The 17,814-nt window shown below is 50.9% G+C and carries 17 protein-coding genes; 6 read left to right on the top strand and 11 right to left on the bottom strand.

Annotated elements, in window-relative coordinates:
* Positions 1–7: 7 nt before the first annotated feature.
* Both ACO0K9_RS06080 and ACO0K9_RS06075 read right to left on the bottom strand, forming a co-directional pair.
* Positions 8–1,804, bottom strand: coding sequence for a tetratricopeptide repeat protein (locus ACO0K9_RS06080; protein ID WP_422982845.1), 1,797 nt, complete (start codon positions 1,802–1,804; stop codon positions 8–10).
* 140 nt (positions 1,805–1,944) lie between these two features.
* Complete coding sequence (locus ACO0K9_RS06075; RefSeq protein ID WP_422982843.1) at positions 1,945–2,730, bottom strand: hypothetical protein; 786 nt, start codon at positions 2,728–2,730, stop codon at positions 1,945–1,947.
* 167 nt (positions 2,731–2,897) lie between these two features.
* On the opposite strand from ACO0K9_RS06075, the gene ACO0K9_RS06070 reads away from it, so the two are divergent.
* A complete protein-coding gene (locus ACO0K9_RS06070) occupies positions 2,898–3,836 on the top strand; it encodes an ADP-ribosylglycohydrolase family protein (protein ID WP_422982841.1) in 939 nt (312 codons plus the stop codon).
* Positions 3,833–4,291, top strand: a complete 459-nt coding sequence (locus ACO0K9_RS06065; protein WP_422982839.1) for a macro domain-containing protein — start codon at positions 3,833–3,835, stop codon at positions 4,289–4,291. Before ACO0K9_RS06070 ends, ACO0K9_RS06065 begins: the two co-directional genes overlap by 4 nt.
* Positions 4,292–4,487: 196 nt before the next feature.
* Here the strand turns inward: ACO0K9_RS06065 and ACO0K9_RS06060 are convergent, their stop codons facing one another.
* Both ACO0K9_RS06060 and polA read right to left on the bottom strand, forming a co-directional pair.
* The gene (locus ACO0K9_RS06060; protein ID WP_422982837.1) at positions 4,488–4,844 is read right to left on the bottom strand and encodes a hypothetical protein; all 357 of its coding nucleotides are present in this window, start codon (positions 4,842–4,844) and stop codon (positions 4,488–4,490) included.
* Between the two features lie 116 nt (positions 4,845–4,960).
* Positions 4,961–7,750, bottom strand: coding sequence for a DNA polymerase I (polA, locus tag ACO0K9_RS06055; protein ID WP_422982835.1), 2,790 nt, complete (start codon positions 7,748–7,750; stop codon positions 4,961–4,963).
* On the opposite strand from polA, the gene ACO0K9_RS06050 reads away from it, so the two are divergent.
* Entirely contained in the window at positions 7,751–8,488 is a 738-nt protein-coding gene (locus tag ACO0K9_RS06050; RefSeq protein WP_422982833.1) for a TIGR00730 family Rossman fold protein, read from the top strand.
* A 75-nt stretch (positions 8,489–8,563) separates the two neighbouring features.
* Here ACO0K9_RS06050 and ACO0K9_RS06045 read toward each other — a convergent pair whose 3' ends face one another.
* The 3 genes from ACO0K9_RS06045 to ACO0K9_RS06035 all read right to left on the bottom strand — a co-directional run bounded on the left by ACO0K9_RS06045 (position 8,564) and on the right by ACO0K9_RS06035 (position 12,530).
* Complete coding sequence (locus tag ACO0K9_RS06045) at positions 8,564–9,865, bottom strand: dicarboxylate/amino acid:cation symporter (protein ID WP_422982829.1); 1,302 nt, start codon at positions 9,863–9,865, stop codon at positions 8,564–8,566.
* A 157-nt stretch (positions 9,866–10,022) separates the two neighbouring features.
* Positions 10,023–11,447 carry an aspartate ammonia-lyase gene (gene aspA / locus ACO0K9_RS06040; RefSeq protein WP_422982827.1) on the bottom strand — a complete coding sequence of 475 codons (1,425 nt, stop codon included), beginning with the start codon at positions 11,445–11,447 and terminating at the stop codon, positions 10,023–10,025.
* Between the two features lie 186 nt (positions 11,448–11,633).
* On the bottom strand, positions 11,634–12,530 hold the full coding sequence (locus tag ACO0K9_RS06035; protein WP_422982825.1) for a LysR substrate-binding domain-containing protein: 897 nt from the start codon (positions 12,528–12,530) through the stop codon (positions 11,634–11,636).
* 259 nt (positions 12,531–12,789) lie between these two features.
* Here ACO0K9_RS06035 and ACO0K9_RS06030 point away from each other — a divergent pair, with 259 nt between their 5' ends.
* From ACO0K9_RS06030 to ACO0K9_RS06020, 3 genes are all read left to right on the top strand, one after another.
* Positions 12,790–14,256, top strand: coding sequence for an aspartate/glutamate racemase family protein (locus ACO0K9_RS06030; protein ID WP_422982823.1), 1,467 nt, complete (start codon positions 12,790–12,792; stop codon positions 14,254–14,256).
* Between the two features lie 67 nt (positions 14,257–14,323).
* Positions 14,324–15,220, top strand: coding sequence for an amino acid ABC transporter substrate-binding protein (locus ACO0K9_RS06025; protein ID WP_422982821.1), 897 nt, complete (start codon positions 14,324–14,326; stop codon positions 15,218–15,220).
* 44 nt (positions 15,221–15,264) lie between these two features.
* Positions 15,265–15,480 (top strand): hypothetical protein, encoded by a 216-nt coding sequence (locus ACO0K9_RS06020; RefSeq protein WP_422982819.1) that lies wholly within the window; start codon positions 15,265–15,267, stop codon positions 15,478–15,480.
* A gap of 66 nt (positions 15,481–15,546) precedes the next feature.
* On the opposite strand, the gene ACO0K9_RS06015 is transcribed toward ACO0K9_RS06020, so the two are convergent.
* The 4 genes from ACO0K9_RS06015 to ACO0K9_RS06000 form a co-directional block, all read right to left on the bottom strand.
* On the bottom strand, positions 15,547–15,990 hold the full coding sequence (locus ACO0K9_RS06015; protein ID WP_422982817.1) for a thioesterase family protein: 444 nt from the start codon (positions 15,988–15,990) through the stop codon (positions 15,547–15,549).
* Positions 15,991–16,070: 80 nt separating this feature from the next.
* Complete coding sequence (locus tag ACO0K9_RS06010) at positions 16,071–16,442, bottom strand: nuclear transport factor 2 family protein (RefSeq protein ID WP_422982815.1); 372 nt, start codon at positions 16,440–16,442, stop codon at positions 16,071–16,073.
* Between the two features lie 45 nt (positions 16,443–16,487).
* Positions 16,488–17,072, bottom strand: a complete 585-nt coding sequence (locus ACO0K9_RS06005; RefSeq protein WP_422982813.1) for a transglutaminase-like domain-containing protein — start codon at positions 17,070–17,072, stop codon at positions 16,488–16,490.
* A gap of 54 nt (positions 17,073–17,126) precedes the next feature.
* Positions 17,127–17,561: a GNAT family N-acetyltransferase gene (locus ACO0K9_RS06000; protein WP_422982811.1), complete on the bottom strand. Its 435-nt coding sequence runs from the start codon at positions 17,559–17,561 to the stop codon at positions 17,127–17,129.
* Positions 17,562–17,814: the final 253 nt, after the last annotated feature.

Raw genomic sequence — 17,814 nt, 5'->3', positions numbered from 1 at the left:
CCAGGATTCATGTTGACGATTGTTGTTTGGGAAATTCCACATCCAGTTCATGCTTGATAGCGTCAATCACGCTATCCCAATTGGCTATTGTCGGCTGCCTGAACAGGCGCGCCGTCGGATACCAGGGGCTGTCATTTCTGTCCAGCAGCCAGCGGAAATCCGGGGCGAAAGGCAGCAGTATCCAAACCGGTTTTCCCAAAGCACCCGCCAGGTGGGCAACCGAAGTATCAACGGTAATGACCAGATCAAGATTGGTAATGACTGCGGCTGTTTCGGCAAAGTCGTTTAACTGCGGCCCCAGGTCAGTCACATTCTTCAGACCGGCCATGAACGGTGCATCCAGTGCCCTCACTTCTTTTTGCAATAAAAAGAAATGCCGGCTTCCATCCATCAGTAAGGCAGACAATCTTTGCAGATGCACAGACCGGTTCTTGTCATTGCGGAACAAGGGATTGCCCGACCAGACCACACCTATGCGCGGCACCTGAGAACCACGCAACTGCGTTTCCCAATAGGTTACTCTGTCTTTTGCAGCCTGGAGATAAGGCACGCTGGCAGGTATGGTTTCCAGACTAGTGTCAAATGCCAGGGCCACATTCGACAAGGGGCAGCAATAGTCAAACAAAGGCAAGATGTCTTCTTCACCAAAAACACCATCCACATGGGCCAGTGTACTGAGTAAAGACTTAAGTGAACTATGCGCCTGCACATAGACCCTTGCACCCAGGTTTTTGATTTGCTCTAAATAGCGCACAAACTGTATGGTGTCGCCCAAGCCCTGGTCGGCAAACAGCAAGATGGATTTGCCGCTAATGTCACAATCATTGAGCCACAATGGCTGCTTGAATTCCGGATAGCCGATTGCTGCGTAGCTGGCCAGGTCCTTGGTATCTTTCCAGCCAGATTCAAATTCACCGATGAGAAGAGAGGTCAATCCACGTCCCAGGCGGGCCTCAACATAGCCAGGATTCAAACTCAAAATTTGGTTGAAACTGGAAATTGCTTCCTGATGTCTGTTCAACACCAGTAACAAGGTCGCCAACTCGTAATGCAAGTCCAGATCATCTGATGCGGCAACAATTGCCTGCTGCCGCAAAGCAAGCGCCCTGTCGTACGCAGTGTTTGCCTGCGACACCTGGTTTTGTTTGAACAAGACAAAGCCCAGGTTTTCAAGCACATCAACATCATCCGGGCGTATCGTCAGTGCTTGCTGAAAACACGCCATCGCCAGTTCAAATTGCTGTTCATCCTGGTAAATATTACCCAGGTAATTCTGGAAATCACAACGACTGGGATCGCTGACAATACCAGCAATCAGGAACTGCTTTACCTGTTCCAGCTTGCCTTGCAAACTCATGTAACGACGCCAGTCAAGATACGCGACATCAAAGTCTGGCATCAGCTCAACGGCCTTCTGGAGATACTGGCAGCCAGACTCCAGATCGCTACGCGACAGGATGGCCAGAGTACCCAGCATGAAACAGGTATCTGCATTTTTTGGATCCAGCGCCAGCGCCTGCTTCAAACTTCTTTCTGCCTCATCCGCCTTACCTTGCTGCATCAGTACAAAACCGAGATTGCTATGCGCCTTGGCAAAATCCGGATCCATCCCTATCGCCTTGCGATAGCAAGTTGCGGCCGACGTCATATCGCCCCTGGTAAGATGATCGTCCCCCTGCATCTTCAACCCGGCACTGTTTTGCATAACTGGCGGCGCGACATAGACCGGATGTGACGGTACCTGCAGGACTTGTGCTTCAGGCTTTTCCACCGAAGTAAAGAATTGCTTAAGCCAGTTGAGCATGCCAGACGTCCTATTTTTGAAATTTGGGCAGAATAGGGATTATAGAGAAATATTTTGGGATTGATGGTGCAATCCTTTGTTGTCTATTTAAAATCATCCGTGCTGTGCAAAAAGCCTGACTCGCCCGAAGCATTACGTCATCAACTTTGTGCCAACTCACCACCAAGCCGATTGGCTTGTACATTCTTTTCCAGGGCATTAATCGCCAGTTGATACTTGGCTGCTTTGAGTAACTCTTCCGAAGGCTCTTCTATTGCCGTCATTTCGAACATTGCCTTCAGGTTGCCAAACAAAGCTGCAATCGTAAAAATAGGACCCCATGGGATGCCCCACCAGCCAACAATAAAACAGACCAGCATGGACTCAAGGTTTTCCCTGCGACCACATTGAACACAGCACAGACGAGTCTTGGTCTCCTGATAACTGACGACAATGAATGACGTCGCTGTGTAGGCATAGCGAATCTCAACAGGCGTGTTCATCTTGTCGCAAACCGGGCAAGCACCAGAACGAATTTTTCCTGCCTCCAGCAATATCATCGATTCGGTAATATCAACTGCCGCCTCACTGACCCGCGCATGGTGCAAACACGTTTTGGAACAAAACCGCTGACCTTCATCCAGCACCGGTTTGTGCCGTGCAGATTTGCCACAATAATCGCATTCTATGGTTCCCTTTGTGACCCTGTATTGCGCCTTATGCGCTTCTTTGCTTAGCCGTCCAATGTCGGTCACGGACATGCCACGTGCAGCCAATATATCTCTGATCCCCTCTTTCGCATTATCCACCAGGTCATCGCTGGAAAGTTTAACCAGCAACGCATCAGAGTCGACTTCGGAAAATTGTTCGATAAAAAATTGTTTAGGGTACATAAATAGAGTGGAAAATTGGCGAGATGTATAAATGTATAGAATGCCATATTTCAAGAGCTTACCTTGAAAACTTTGAACAATTTTTAATTTACACAGATAAGACCAATACTTAGTTTTAAAATTAAACTAAGATAGTTGATAATTATAACTAAGTGCGTTATTCTATGCCAATTACAATATTCCGATGAAGGGCATATTGGTCCTATACCGGAAAAATTTCTATGAACATCACTCTAGAACAACGCTATCTGGGTGCACTGGCTGGCCTGGCATGCGGCGATGCAGTTGGTACCACGGTAGAATTTTCTGCCAGAGGCAGCTTCACGCCTGTGACTGATATGGTCGGTCGTGGCCCCTTTGGTTTACTGCCAGGTGAATGGACGGACGATACTTCCATGGCACTCTGCCTGGCAGAAAGCCTGCTGACGAAAGATGGGTTTGATGCAAAAGACCAGATGGGACGTTATCTGAACTGGTGGAAATGGGGTTACCTGAGTTCCACTGGCATCTGCTTTGACATCGGTAATACTGTACGCGCAGCTTTGTCTCGTTATGCAAGCAGCGGCGAACCCTTTTGTGGCGCAGAACACCCCGACACTGCCGGCAATGGTTCACTGATGCGACTTGCCCCGGTCGTAATGTTTGCTTATCCCGATGAGCAAGCGGCCATCCATTACGCAGGCGAAAGTTCACGCACTACCCATGCAGCACCAGAAGCGATACAAAGCTGCCAGCTACTGGCGGCAATACTGTGTCGGCTATTTGCTGGCTGTACCAAAGCTAATTTATTTTCTGCCCTTTCATTCAAGCCAACCGAAGCAAAAATCATTTCGATCAGCCAAGGTGATTTCTTAAAAAAAAGCAGTGCAGAAATACGCGGTAGCGGCTATTCCGTCGAATCGCTCGAAGCTTCGCTGTGGTGTTTCATACATACCGACAATTTTAAAGATGCCATCCTCACCGCTACCAATCTGGGGGACGATGCAGATACAACGGCAGCTATCACTGGCCAGATCGCAGGTGCCTATTACGGTGTAGATGGCATACCCGCAACGTGGCTAGAGCGTCTGGCTATGCGTGATGAGATATTGCGTATGGCGCGGGAATTGTATCAGCGCTTTGGTAGCAGAAAAGTTACAACCTTAGATAGGCCCATATGAAAGAACTCAAAGGTGATTTACTGGATCTTGCCATGCAGGGCGAATTTGATGTCATCGTCCATGGCTGCAACTGTTTTTGCAACATGGGCGCAGGTATTGCCAAGACCATCAAAACACAATTTCCCGAGGCTTTTGCCGTTGACAAGACCACCCTTCCCGCCGATCTCACCAAGCTGGGCACATACAGCAAGGCATGCATACAACGCAGCAACAAGGAGTTCGTCATTATCAATGCCTATACACAATTTGACTGGCGCGGAAAGGGCTTGAAAGCCGACTATGTTGCTATACGCAATGTCTTTGCCAAGATACGCGATGAATTTCCCGGTTTGCGCATAGGCTATCCACTAATAGGCGCTGGTCTCGCTGGCGGCGACTGGGAAAGTATTGCGTCCATCATCGATGAAGAACTGTTTGACATGGATCATACGCTGGTGCGGTTTGATGTGCTGTAAAACCCTGATGCAGGGAACGACGGTTACGATTATCCAGTTTTGTAGGTTGGGCTACGCTTCATCAGCCCAACACTGGGCGCTTGAACGGCTCCTACTGCTGTAAAATTACGCATTTATTTTCTCGGTTTTGCATGGTTTGTCTTGTCGATCACAGGCTAAGTGTTGGGCTGGTGAAGCGTAGCCCAACCTACCCGGCTTAGTCTTGGTGAGCGCCATAGCCAATTTGAATGACTGCCCGACTCAGCGTGTGAAAAATAACGCTCGTCAAAGTATCGCAAATTATCTGCATCAATGATTCTGAACCCTGTCTTACATTCAAAATGAAAGTACACTCTTCCATATTGTGGACTAGTTGCACCTCAATTACCTCTCCGTTTGGAAGATTGAATTTACGCCATTCTCCCCTTTGCCATTTATAAATTTCCTCAATCGTCATACCCGCAACATCAGGCGTAATCGATGGCACGACGTCGAATATATCTACCAGATCCCATTCTTCGGTAACTGGATTACCATAACAAATTTGGGCTTTGCAATTTTTTTGGTTGGCCATAGTTTACGTAAAAGAATTAAATAGCCAGGACCGAATCGCACCTGCTCAATATGCTGGTTGCTAAGCAGTGAGCCAGCGAGATTCGCTAACTATCGGTAAAGACGATTGCCCTAATATCAATGCGCCTCTTCCCAATTCCCCCCCACACCCACTTCCGCCAATAGCGGCACATCCAGTGTCGCCACATTCGCCATCAGCTCAGGCAATTTTTGTTTGACCAGTTCCAGCTCGGCTTGTGGTACTTCAAGTACCAGTTCATCGTGTACCTGCATAATCATTTTTGATTGCAGTTTGTCAGTTTCCAGCCAGCCCTGTACGGCGATCATGGCGAGTTTGATGAGGTCGGCAGCAGTGCCTTGCATGGGGGCGTTGATGGCGGCGCGTTCGGCGCCAGCGCGGCGGGGGCCGTTGGGGGAATTGATTTCGGCCAGCCACAGGCGGCGGCCAAACACGGTTTCTACATAGCCGTGGGCCTTGGCCTTGGTGCGGGTGTCGGCCATGTACTGGGCGACGCCGGGGTAACGCTGGAAGTACTTGTCGATGTAGCTTTGTGCGGCGGAACGTTCTATACCCAGATTGCCTGCCAGACCAAAGGCGCTCATGCCATAGATGAGGCCGAAGTTGATGACCTTGGCGTAGCGGCGTTGTTCGCTGCTCACTTCTGTCAGCGGTACGGCAAAAATTTCAGCAGCAGTGGCGCGATGAATGTCCTCACCGTTGGCGAATGCAGCCAACAGACTGGCGTCGCCAGAGATGTGGGCCATGATGCGCAATTCGATCTGCGAATAATCGGCAGAGATGATGACATTGCCGGGCGCAGCCACAAAGGCTTCGCGTATGCGGCGGCCTTCTGCCGTGCGTACGGGGATGTTTTGCAGGTTGGGGTCGTTCGATGCCAGGCGGCCGGTCACGGCCACGGCCTGCGCATAATTGGTGTGGACGCGGCCTGTACTGACGTTGACCATCCTGGGCAATTTGTCGGTGTAGGTAGATTTAAGTTTGGCCAGGCCACGGTATTCCAGCAAGACTTTGGGCAGGGGATAATCCTCGGCCAATTTTTGCAGGACTTCTTCATCGGTTGAGGGTGCGCCGGACGGGGTTTTTTTGACGACGGGCAAGCCCAGTTTGCCAAAGAAAATTTCGCCCAGTTGTTTGGGTGAATTCAGATTGAAAGGCTGTTCTGCCAATTCATAGGCCTTTTGTTCCAGTTCCAGCAAGCGTATGCCGATTTCATGCGATTGTGTTTCCAGCAGGTCTTTGTTGATGAGTACGCCATTGCGTTCTATCTTTTGCAGCACGACCGAAGTCGGTAATTCTATGTCGTGATACACGCGCAGCAGATTGGCATCTGGCTCAATTTCTGGCCACATGGCCAGGTGCAGTTGCAGGGTGATGTCGGCATCTTCGGCAGCATAAGCCGTAGCGCGTTCTATATCTACCTGATCAAAACCGATCTGGCTGGCACCTTTGCCGCAGACTTCTTCAAAGCTGATGGTTTTTTTACCGAGGTGACGCATGGCCAGGCTGTCCATGTCATGCGATTTATGTGATTCAAACACATAGGATTCAAGCAGGGTGTCATGCACAATACCGTGCAATTGCACGCCCTGGTTGGCGAAGATGTGGCTATCGTATTTGAGGTTTTGGCCGACCTTGGCCTTGCTGTCGTCTTCCAGCCAGGCTTTGAGTTTACCCAGCACAAATTCACGCGACAATTGCTCGGGCGCGCCGGGGTAGTTGTGGGCAACGGGAATGTAAGCCGCATGACCCACTTCGCAGCATAACGAAATACCGACCAGTTGCGCCGTCATCGGTTCCAGCGAGGTGGTTTCGGTGTCCACCGATGTCAGCTTGGCGGCATTGATGCGTGCCAGCCATTCATTGAGGGCGGCTTCAGTCAGAACCATTTCGTAATTCTGATTGACGGGTACAGCAGGTTGACTGTCGTCTGCCGAAGCATCATCATTGAACAATCCGGCCTGGGCGTGGTTGCTGCCACTGCTTGCGGCTTTGGCAGCAGGCAATGGTGTCGCGCCTGCGGTAGCATCGCCGGTAATTTCACGCAGCCAGGTCTTGAAACCATAGCGGCTAAAGAAGGCAAGCATGTCTTCGCGGCTTTCTTCTTTGGCCACCAGGCTGTCTTGTATGGAAGCGTAATGCTCGGCCAGGTCACAATCGGTCTTGACAGTGATCAGCACGCGGCCTTGCGGCAACCATTCCAGCGCCTGGCGCAGGTTGTCGCCGACCACGCCCTTGATCTTGTCGGCATTGGCGATGACGCCATCCAGGCTGTCATATTCGCCCAACCATTTGACGGCAGTTTTGGGGCCGCATTTGGTCACACCGGGCACGTTATCGACGGTGTCGCCGATCAGGGTCAAGTAATCGATAATGCGGTTTGGCGGCACGCCAAACTTGGCCAGCACGCCGGGTTCGTCCAGCGTTTCATTGCTCATGGTATTGATCAGGGTGACATTGGCATTCACCAATTGCGCCAGATCCTTGTCGCCGGTAGAGACGATGGTATTGAAGCCCAGCTTGGTGGCTTCCACCGCCAGCGTGCCGATGACGTCGTCTGCCTCTACCCCTTCCACCATCAGGATAGGCCAGCCCATGGCTTTGACTGCGGCATGGATGGGTTCTATCTGCAGGCGCAAGTCGTCTGGCATGGGGGCGCGCTGGGCCTTGTATTCAGGGTAGAGATCATCGCGGAAGGTTTTGCCTTTTGCATCAAAAACACAGGCCATGTATGCTGCCGGGTAATCAGTACGCAAACGGCGTAACATATTGATCATGCCGTAGATGGCGCCTGTCGGTTCGCCTTGCGGGTTGCGCAAGTCTGGCATGGCATGGAAGGCACGGTACAGATAGCTGGAGCCATCAACTAACAAGAGGGTATTTTGCATATGAACGGAAACCGGAAAGATGTAACGAGATTGCGCCAGATTATCGATCAGGAGAAGGCAACCTCGCTGAAAGCGCGTGAATCATGGCATATGTTCACGATTATGGCAGAATTTATCGAGTCCACCGAGCGCCTTTCAACAATACGCCCGGCAGTCACCATTTTTGGCTCGGCCAGAATCAAGCCGGACAACCCGTATTATCTCAGTTGTGTGGATTTGTCGCGTCGCCTGTCCGACGAAGGATTTGCCGTCATCTCTGGCGGTGGCCCTGGCATCATGGAAGCAGCCAACAAAGGCGCGTTCGAGGGCGCATCACCCTCGGTTGGCCTGAACATAGAATTGCCGCACGAACAACGCACTAACCCCTGGCAAAACATCAGCCTGTCTTTCCGTCATTTTTTTGCGCGCAAGGTGGCGTTTGTCAAATACGCCGACGCCTATGTGGTCTACCCAGGTGGTTTTGGCACCATGGACGAAGTCAGTGAAGTGTTAACCCTGATACAAACTGGCAAGACCCGCCATATCCCGGTCATTCTAGTTGGCACCAGCTTCTGGAGCGGGCTGCTGGAATGGATCAAGGTGCAGATGGCTGGCAACGGCATGATAGATATTAGTGACCTTAACCTGGTTCAGTTGATCGATGAACCGGCAAACATCGTCGATGCCATCTTTGCTTATTATGAAGCCAGGGATATCGAGCCGTCTGAGGACGAACGGCAAAAGATGCTGTATCTGTAATCTGCGTCTGTACACAAAAAACAGGGGCATGTCATACATGCCCCTGCATCCTTATATATCAAATTTTAAACCTTTTTAGCCATTAGCCACTTTTGCCAGCACAGGCAGGTGTTCGGCATGCGCTGCGGATTCCATAGGAATGACCTGGCTTTCCTTTTCAACCCCTTCCCATTTTGCGACAACGGCAGTGGCGATGCTATTACCCAGTACATTGGTTGCGGTTCTGCCCATATCCAAAAACTGATCCACACCCATAATTAGCAGCAAGCCCGCCTCCGGCAAGTTAAACATGGGCAATACTGCCGCCACGACCACCAGCGATGCACGCGACACACCGGCCATCCCCTTGCTGCTGACCATTAACACCAGCAATATGGTGATCTGATGCGAGATGCTCATGTGTATGCCATAGGCCTGGGCAATGAACAGTACTGCAAAAGCCTGGTACACCATGGAACCATCCAGATTGAAGGAATACCCCAGCGGCAAGACAAAGCCGGTGATCTTGCTGCTGACACCAAATTTTTCCAGTTGTTCTATGGTTTTTGGATAAGACGCTTCACTGCTGGCAGTTGAAAATGCGATGATCATAGGCTCTTTGATCAGGCCAATAAGACGGAACACATCCCGGCCAAGGAACAGGAAACCGACGCCTATCAGTACCAGCCACAATACAGCCAGCGCCAGGAAGAATGAGCCCAAAAATTTTCCGTAGGTAGTCAATACATCCAGGCCCTGCACGGTAATCGCCGCCGCGACCGCAGCAAACACACCTATGGGTGCAAAACGCATGACGTAATCGGTGATCTTCAACATGGTGTTGGCCGTTTCGTCTATGGCATGCACCAACACGCGCGGGCCTTTACCTTGCAGCGACGACAGGGCAAAACCAAAGAAGATGGAAAACACCAGTATCTGCAAAATTTCATTGCCTGCCATCGCTTCAAAGAAGCTGCGCGGGAATACATGCGTCAGGAAATCCTTGAAGTTCAGCGACCCTGTCGCCAGTTTGGTGGTGGCACTGGCATCAGGCAAAGGCAGAGCCAAGGAGCGCCCAGGTTCAAAATAATTTGAAAACAGCATGCCTATCAGCAATGAGATGACCGATGCACTTAAAAACCAGGTCATGGCTTTCAGGCCGATTCGTCCGATCGAGCCCGGTTCACTGCGGGCCATGCCCGACACCAGGGTGGCAAACACCAGCGGCGCGATAATCATCTTGATGAGTCGCAGGAATATATCCGTCACTACAGAAAAATAACCCGCAATCACTTTGGCTTCAGCAGCATCATGTGCCTGCGAATGACACAGGTAGCCCACTATCAGTCCCAGGATCATGCCGCCGATGATCCATGTGGTCAGTCGATTTTTTTTCATTACTATCTCCTCCAGAAAAATTTTCCCTGCCTGCCAGAGTCTGGTGATTTTATGTGTGCAGAACAGGGGGATTAAAAATCAGCCTGTGCAGCGTTCACTCTCACCGGGTGGATGAGAAGGAAAATTGCAGGAAACTGATGTGAATTACAGCCAGGGATCAAGGTACTTCTGGTGCCAGCATCCGACGTGGCGCAGTCAGTCTGTGTGGCTGCAATATTTCTGCCAGTTCTGTTTCTGTCAGCAGTTTCTTTTCCAGCACCAGCTTATAGACACTTTTGCCAGTCAACAGCGCCTCTTGTGCCAGCTCGGTTGATGCGCTGTAACCTATGTAAGGATTCAGTGCGGTAACCATACCTATGGAATTTTCAACGATGTCACGCAAGCGCTGATGATTCGCTGTGATGCCATCGACGCAGCGCTCGGCCAGCACCTGGCAACCCCGGGTCAGGTGTGCTGCACTTTTGAACAGGCTATGCGCGATGATGGGTTCAAAGGCATTCAGTTGCAATTGCCCGGCTTCTGCAGCAAAACTGATGGTGACATCATTGCCTATCACTTCAAAAGCAATCTGATTGACGACTTCCGGGATGACAGGATTGACCTTACCGGGCATGATGCTGGAGCCGGCCTGTACCGCCGGCAGGTTGATTTCGCCAAAGCCTGCACGCGGGCCACTGGAGAGCAGGCGCAGGTCGTTGCAGATTTTGGACAGTTTCACGGCCACACGTTTTAACACGCCTGACAATTGCACGAACGAGCCGACATCCTGGGTTGCTTCAATCAGATTGGGTGACGTCGTCACCGGTATGCCACTGATTTCCAGTAAGGCCTGGCACACCCGGCCTGCGTAATCAGGATGCGTATTGATCCCGGTACCAATAGCGGTGGCACCCAGGTTCACTTCACACATCAGTTTTGCGGCTTCCCGCAGGCGTTCCTGGTCTTCGTCTATCATCACGGCATAGGTACTGAATTCCTGTCCCAGTGTCATTGGCACGGCATCCTGCAGTTGGGTACGCCCCATCTTCAGTACATCTTTAAATTCCTGCGCTTTTTTGTTAAAGGCGATTTTCAAAATTTCCATCGCATCAATCAGGCGAAAAATGCCTTTGTATGCGGCGAGACGCAAGGCAGTTGGATACACATCATTGGTGCTCTGACTGAAATTGACTTGCTCATTGGGATGCAGAATTCCATAGCTGCCGCGTGCATGACCCAGATGTTCGAGCGCGATATTGGTAATGACTTCATTCGCATTCATGTTGGTGGAAGTACCGGCACCACCCTGTATGACATCCACCACAAAATGGGTGTGGAATTGACCCTGGCGGATTTTTTCGCAGGCAAGCGTGATGGCGGCAGCATGCTCATCACTGACCAGGCCCAGTGATTGATTCGCCTGTACCGCCGCCTGTTTGACGATGGCCAGCGCGTCGATCAGATCTGGATAGCTGGAAACAGGTATGCCTGTAATAGGGAAATTTTCCAGTGCACGCAAGGTATGAATACCATAATAGGCATCGGCTGGTACTGCGCGATCACCGAGCAAATCATGCTCGATCCTGATTGAAAGAGAAGACAAAATTACCTCCTGAATAAAGCATGTCTGGTCATATGCCTGCGGGCCGAATGCCCGGCAAACATCCCATGCCCGGATTTTAGGGAGGAATTTGAATGAATCTATTCTGATTCGACATACATGTATTCCGAATCAGCATGCGTGTGATTTTCTGCTTGTAGCCTGGCTGCCTGGCTAAATGAAAAGCCTTCAGCGATTCAGTAAATGTTGCCAAAGCCTGTCAAGCGCGGCATTTTGATTGTCCATGGAACGATACAAACGAATATCCATGGTCATCGACCATTGATCGCCACCGGCACGCACCAGGCGGCCCTCGGCCAATTCCCGAACAATACTGCTCTCTGGCAACCAGGCCAGGCCGTGGCCGGTCAGGGCCATTCTCTTTAATAGTTCGGCCATGTCGCTTTCGTAGGCGCAAGTGAAATAGCAGGTCTGCCCAGCTCTCGACAAAATGCGATCGACGACCCGCCCAAAAAATGAAGCCTTGATATAGGTCAGGCAAGGGATGGGGTGAATCTTGCTGCCAGGCAGGGAATAAGTCGGTGCACCTTCACGATTAGGCACGGAGACTGGCAATACCACTTCGCTGCCAAGGCTGACGAAGGCATAGCGCGAGGCATCCAGTTCAACCGGCAGTTCGGCATGGTAGTAGGACAGCAACAGGTCACAGTTGCCCTCAACCAGAGAAAGCACTGAATCATGCACATTGGCGGGCAGGATGCTGGCATGGATATCACCTGCCTGAGCCTGCATGCCGTTCAGCCACATGGGAAAAAAGTTCAATGACAGGGTATGGCCAGCAGAAATGCGCAACAGGTTTTCATTCTGTCCACGCACTCGCAATTGTGCCTTGGCATCATTCAGCAAGCGCATGGCCTCGCTTGCCGAATTGCTGAACACCTTGCCAGCGGGTGTCAGTATGAGTGGGTAAGTGCTTCTGTCCACCAGGTCTGCGCCTACCCAGGCTTCCAGTGCGCGGATACGGCGACTCAGTGCAGACTGCGTCACATGCCTGTCGTCAGCGGTACGCGAAAAATTCCGCGTCTGTGCCAGGCTCAAGAAATCTTCCAGCCATTTAATGTCCATTTGTTTTCCTGTTGTATCCCTGTTGTATCCCTGTTGTGTCCCTATTGTGTCCCTGTTATTTGATCACTCAACACACCGCGCTTATTACGTTCTATCACGCTTTACCATGCCTGCCTGGCCATTGTATATCCGCAATTCATCCGAATGCGATGCCACAAACCTATCTATGTGGCAATGACATAAAGCTAGACCGAATTTGCATAATCTTGGGACGTGGCTGAGTTATCTTTAGCACTAACCATTGGCGAGCGAGAATTTCATGAGTACACAAAACCCCAAGACCAGCCTAGGCATCATAGGTGGCTTAGGCGCACTGGCAGGCGTGGACGTTTATTTCAAGCTTGTCAGAAGCCTGGCCAGGGAAGGTATTTCCGAAGATTATGAATTATTTTTCGAACAACACCCCTTCGATGGCAATGAAAATTCGGGTGGCGAAAAACCCAATCTTAATGCAAGAAAATTATACATTTTCGATATGATCAGGCAGTTTGAAAAACACCATGTCGAAAGTGTGCTGGTACCCTGCTTTATCAGTCATACCTTCATCCGGGAACTGCAGACCGAAGTGACGACGCCCATCGTCAATATCATGGATGCCTTGCGTTTTCATCTGGAAGAACAATTTACAGGCGCCTGTCACATCGGCATCCTGGCATCTGATTATGTCAAGAGCAAAAAGCTTTTTGAAAATGCTTTTTCAGGCCATGACATCCGCCTGAGCTACCCTGAAGATTCCATTCAAACCCATTGCGTCATGCACGCCATCTATGGCGACCAGGGCATCAAGGCGGGCAACTTGCGGGGAGATGCTGTTGATCTTTTGCATCAGGCCTGCGTACATTTGCTGGACCGCGGTGCGGATGTCATCGTATCTGGTGCTACCGATATTGCCATCGTGGCAGATTTGCTGCGTAGCCGCGGCATACCCATTGTCGATACCAATCAAGTCTATGTCGATTATGCATTAAGAAACAGGGAAAAACCCATCCCGCGCAGCTTCAAAATTGGTGTGGTGGGTGGGGTGGGGCCAGCCGCCACGGTTGATTTCATGAATAAAATCATCCACAACACCAGTGCCTCACGCGATCAGGATCACATCAAGATTATCGTTGAGCATAATCCAAAAATACCCGACAGAACCGCCAACCTGATTGCAGATGGCGAAGACCCTACCATCGCCCTGTATGCAGCCTGCAAGCGCCTGGAAGAAAACGACGCAGCACTGATCGCCATCCCTTGCAATACGGCCCATGCCTATGTCAAAAGAATCCAGGCTCACCTGTCGATACCAATCGTCAATATGCTGGAAGAAACCGTTGCCTATATCAGCCAACATTTTCCCCCAGGAGTCAAAGCAGGCTTGCTGGCGACGTCGGGTACCATTGCCAGCCGCGTCTATCATGAAGCAGCGAATGGGCAGGCTTTCGAATTGCTGGTACCTGACGACGACCATCAAGGCAGGGTCATGCATGCCATCTATGGCCCGGAAGGCATCAAGGCAGGCTATACCGAGGGTGCATGCCGGGATGATTTGATGGCTGCCTTACTGCACCTGGTACAAAGAGGGGCAACTGTCATCGTCCTTGGCTGCACAGAACTACCTTTATTGTTGAAGCAGGACCTGGCTTTTCCAATAGCGGGATCGCACATTGCCTTATTGGACCCCACCACCATACTGGCGCGCAGTTGTGTCGCGCGTTCCGAAATCAGCAGCCAGCAGCGTTGAATCTGCAACGCAGACACAATAAATCTGGAACACTGGTGCCATAGCATTTTCATTGACGGAGATATGTATGCCAACTCTTGCCCGCAAGACCGCTGCCCTGCTTGTATGTGCGCTTCCCGTCATGGCCAATGCCACGGATACGCTGAGTACAATACGCGAACGGAAAACCATCACCATTGCACATCGTGAATCATCGATACCCTTTTCCTATCTGGATGGCCATCAGCAAGCTGTGGGCTATGCCATCGACTTGTGTATGAAAGTGGTGGATGCAGTCAGGCGTGAATTGAAACTACCAACATTGGCTGTCAAATATGTTCCGGTAACCCCGGCCAACCGTCTGCAGCTTATCGCCAGCGGTGATGCAGACATGGAATGCGGTTCCACTACCAATACAGCAGAACGCAAGCAGCAGGTTGATTTCAGCATTGCGTATTTTATTGCCAGTGCAAAAATGGTGGTGAGAGCAGATTCAGGCATCAAGAACTGGTCTGACCTGCGTGACAAGAGCGTCGTCACCACCAGGGGAACAACCAATGCAAGGACGCTGGCCGATCGCGGGCAAATTCGTTCGCTCAACTTGAAACTGCTGGAAAGCAAGGACCATGCAGAAGGCTTTGGCATGGTGGAGCAACGCGTGGCAGCTGCCTTTGCCATGGATGACGTATTGCTATCCGGCCTGAAAGCATCGGCTAAAAACCCTGCGGATTTCCAGGTGGTAGGTGACTCGCTATCGACTGAGCCTTATGCCATCGTCATCCGCAAGAACGACCCCGCCTTCAAACAGGTAGTGAACCGGGAACTAAGCCGCCTCATGCTGGATGGAGAAATTCATGCAATCTACGAAAAATGGTTTCAGCGACCTATCCCGCCACAGGCAATCAATTTGAATATGCCCATGGGGCACCTGCTACGTTCATCCATCCGCTTCCCTGTCGATGATGTCGCCGACCTGCCGCACTAATTGATCAAGCCCGACATGAAGCACATTGATCAGATAAAACACCCATGAAGCTAAAACGCTATCTGCAGCGGGAAATTCAGCTTACCAAAGAAGCCGCCAACCCGAATGTGATCTCGTTGCGCTTTGTACAGCTTTTTGAACAAAGCCCGCGTAGCAGTACGGAAGAAGAGGAATATCAAATGCTGTACGCACTGATGCGTAGCCGCTGGCGATGGTACACGGCTTGCCAGGATGCGATCAGTAAAAAACCGACCAAATAAGTTGGGCAAATAAGTTGAGCAAATAAGTTGGGTAAATACACAAGCAAAAACCAGGTCAAGCTTTGATTACGCCAGGTAATTGACTCTGGCAAACTTTGCCCTGAAATCTTCCGGCATTTCCACCACACGACCGGCACGGTAATCAAAAAATACAAAACCTGATTTCGCCATGGCAATCAGTTTCTGGTCTGCCGGACGCGTGATGCGGAAAGTGATGTCGCCACCATACTGATTGAAATCCATGACGCCGACTTCAAACAGCAACTGGTCACGCGCATGCGCTTCTGCCTTATAGGTAGTTGCCAGGTCCGTCACGATAATGCCGCTGCCGCTGGCGGCGGTTTCACGTATCCCGAATTCATACAGGAAACGCGCACGGGCTTCTGAAATCATGGAGATCATGGAATCATTACCCAGGTGATTGGCACCATTGATATCCGTGACGCGTACCGTCAACTGGGTTGAATAATAGTACTGGTCCTCAGGAAAATGCAGTTGCAGGCGTGCCATGGCGATTCAAAGATAAATGGGGATAACGCCATTTTACAGCGCAATGCCTGCGCGCCTATCATAAAGCGCTGTAAACGCTATTAGCTATCCAGCGTCTTGGCGCCAATCGCAACGGATGCGCTTTGTATCAGCCCTTCTTTAACTTCATAGATAGCGATCATCTCCAGGCGGCCCGTGCCTTCAGGAAAGGTGCGGGTAATATCTTCATAATCGATGACGATATTGCCAATCACTTCACGTCTGACCAGTTTTGCATACAGATTGGTTTCCTGGAAACGGATCACCATACGCTCACGAATTTCAGCATGGCCGCTGGCAAGCAGCTTGCCGGGAAATTCAAACTGCAGGGCATGCGCCGCATAGGTTTTCATGATGGCATCAACGTCGCGGGCATTGTAGGCGTCGAGCTGGCGCTGCACCACGACTTCGGGAGAGGGATAAATTGCTGTCATGTCTGTACTCCGTCTGTAATCCAATAATGATTGATGCGCAGTCTGCTATTGTAGTTCAGTGCCGGGGACGATATCAGGCAGGTTTTCGATAACCTGCTCTACCGTAGCACAGCTCGTCAAGGACTTCAGTACAGCAGGATGCGGTGCATCCCAGATAGGGTCAAAATTCTTTTCACCGTCTCTGACAATGGCAAATGCCAGTTGTTCTGTCGGTGGGCAAAAGGCGGCATCGACACCCGGCTTATTGCCGCGCGCATCGACCCTGTACCAGCCATGCACCGGCAAATACACCGCATTGAGACCATGCAGGCAATAAGGCGGTTCTTCAGTGATTGTTAAACGCTGATAGCAAAGACCAGCAGGTATTTGATTCGCCCTGAGCAGCGCCGCCAGTAAATGACTTTTGGCATAGCAATAGCCAGTGCCGTGTTCCAGCACCTCAGACGCCTTGCAGGTGACCGGGTTCTGGCGATAATCCCAGCTATGCCGGATCTGGTCACGGACAAAATGAAAACAGCGGCGAGCTATCTCTTCCACGTCCTGGCTGCCCTCTGCCAATAGTTGCGCCTGGCGCAGTACGGCCGGGTGTTGCCAATCAATATAGGTAGTGCTTGCCAGAAATTGTTCCATAGAGTTCAGGCTAGGTTCATTCGTGAATTCATTGTAAAAAAAGAGACATCAGCCTCATGCACGTGCGACTTTGATCGCCATGCCGACTGAACGTGGTGCCGTGTGCTTGAACCCAAACTGCGCATACAGGTCTTGCGCTTGCCCGTCTGCAATCAGACTGACATAGGCACTGTCTGGCAAATGCTGGTCGATATGCTGCATGATCTCACCCATGATCATCTTGCCCAGGCCGCGCCCCTGATGCTCGGGCAGGACTGCGATATCCACGACCTGATAAAAACAGCCGCCGTCACCAATCAGACGCCCCATGCCCACCACTATATCGCCTTGCAGTATCTGTACGGCAAACAGACTACCTGGCAAACCACGCTCAGCAGCATCCTGCGTTTTAGGGCTAAGGCCGGCCGCAACACGCAAATGACGATAGGTAGCGACATCAGGTATGGCAGACAGGGCGTGATAGGTAGTGACAATAGTGTTAGCAGTCATTTCTCAAGTAGTAAAAACCGGCAGGTAAGCGATGTGAAAATCAGTACGAGCTTAGAATTTATCATATGCAGCGAGAAATTGTTTTGCTACTGATTTTAATGAAATCCCTATGCATCATCTTGCAAGAACATGGCCGTGGGAAACAGTCACCATGCATGTCGCAATAGCCAGAAAATTCCTGCTAGTGTGGTGCTTGCGAAATGTCCGATCTACAGCCTTCATCGAACAACTCAGTAACAGTCGATTCTTGATG

The sequence above is a fragment of the Undibacterium sp. Ji50W genome (genome assembly GCF_049340445.1).
Classification (GTDB): Bacteria; Pseudomonadota; Gammaproteobacteria; order Burkholderiales; family Burkholderiaceae_D; genus Undibacterium.
This window is presented reverse-complemented; position numbering and strand designations above follow the sequence as displayed.

Coding starts and splice junctions, on each gene's coding strand:
- ACO0K9_RS06080 (WP_422982845.1), bottom strand. CDS start 1,804: ATGCTCAACTGGCTTAAGCAATTCTTTACTTCGGTGGAAAAGCCTGAA.
- ACO0K9_RS06070 (WP_422982841.1), top strand. CDS start 2,898: ATGAACATCACTCTAGAACAACGCTATCTGGGTGCACTGGCTGGCCTG.
- ACO0K9_RS06065 (WP_422982839.1), top strand. CDS start 3,833: ATGAAAGAACTCAAAGGTGATTTACTGGATCTTGCCATGCAGGGCGAA.
- ACO0K9_RS06060 (WP_422982837.1), bottom strand. CDS start 4,844: ATGGCCAACCAAAAAAATTGCAAAGCCCAAATTTGTTATGGTAATCCA.
- polA (WP_422982835.1), bottom strand. CDS start 7,750: ATGCAAAATACCCTCTTGTTAGTTGATGGCTCCAGCTATCTGTACCGT.
- ACO0K9_RS06050 (WP_422982833.1), top strand. CDS start 7,751: ATGAACGGAAACCGGAAAGATGTAACGAGATTGCGCCAGATTATCGAT.
- ACO0K9_RS06045 (WP_422982829.1), bottom strand. CDS start 9,865: ATGAAAAAAAATCGACTGACCACATGGATCATCGGCGGCATGATCCTG.
- ACO0K9_RS06035 (WP_422982825.1), bottom strand. CDS start 12,530: ATGGACATTAAATGGCTGGAAGATTTCTTGAGCCTGGCACAGACGCGG.
- ACO0K9_RS06030 (WP_422982823.1), top strand. CDS start 12,790: ATGAGTACACAAAACCCCAAGACCAGCCTAGGCATCATAGGTGGCTTA.
- ACO0K9_RS06025 (WP_422982821.1), top strand. CDS start 14,324: ATGCCAACTCTTGCCCGCAAGACCGCTGCCCTGCTTGTATGTGCGCTT.
- ACO0K9_RS06020 (WP_422982819.1), top strand. CDS start 15,265: ATGAAGCTAAAACGCTATCTGCAGCGGGAAATTCAGCTTACCAAAGAA.
- ACO0K9_RS06015 (WP_422982817.1), bottom strand. CDS start 15,990: ATGGCACGCCTGCAACTGCATTTTCCTGAGGACCAGTACTATTATTCA.
- ACO0K9_RS06010 (WP_422982815.1), bottom strand. CDS start 16,442: ATGACAGCAATTTATCCCTCTCCCGAAGTCGTGGTGCAGCGCCAGCTC.
- ACO0K9_RS06005 (WP_422982813.1), bottom strand. CDS start 17,072: ATGGAACAATTTCTGGCAAGCACTACCTATATTGATTGGCAACACCCG.
- ACO0K9_RS06000 (WP_422982811.1), bottom strand. CDS start 17,561: ATGACTGCTAACACTATTGTCACTACCTATCACGCCCTGTCTGCCATA.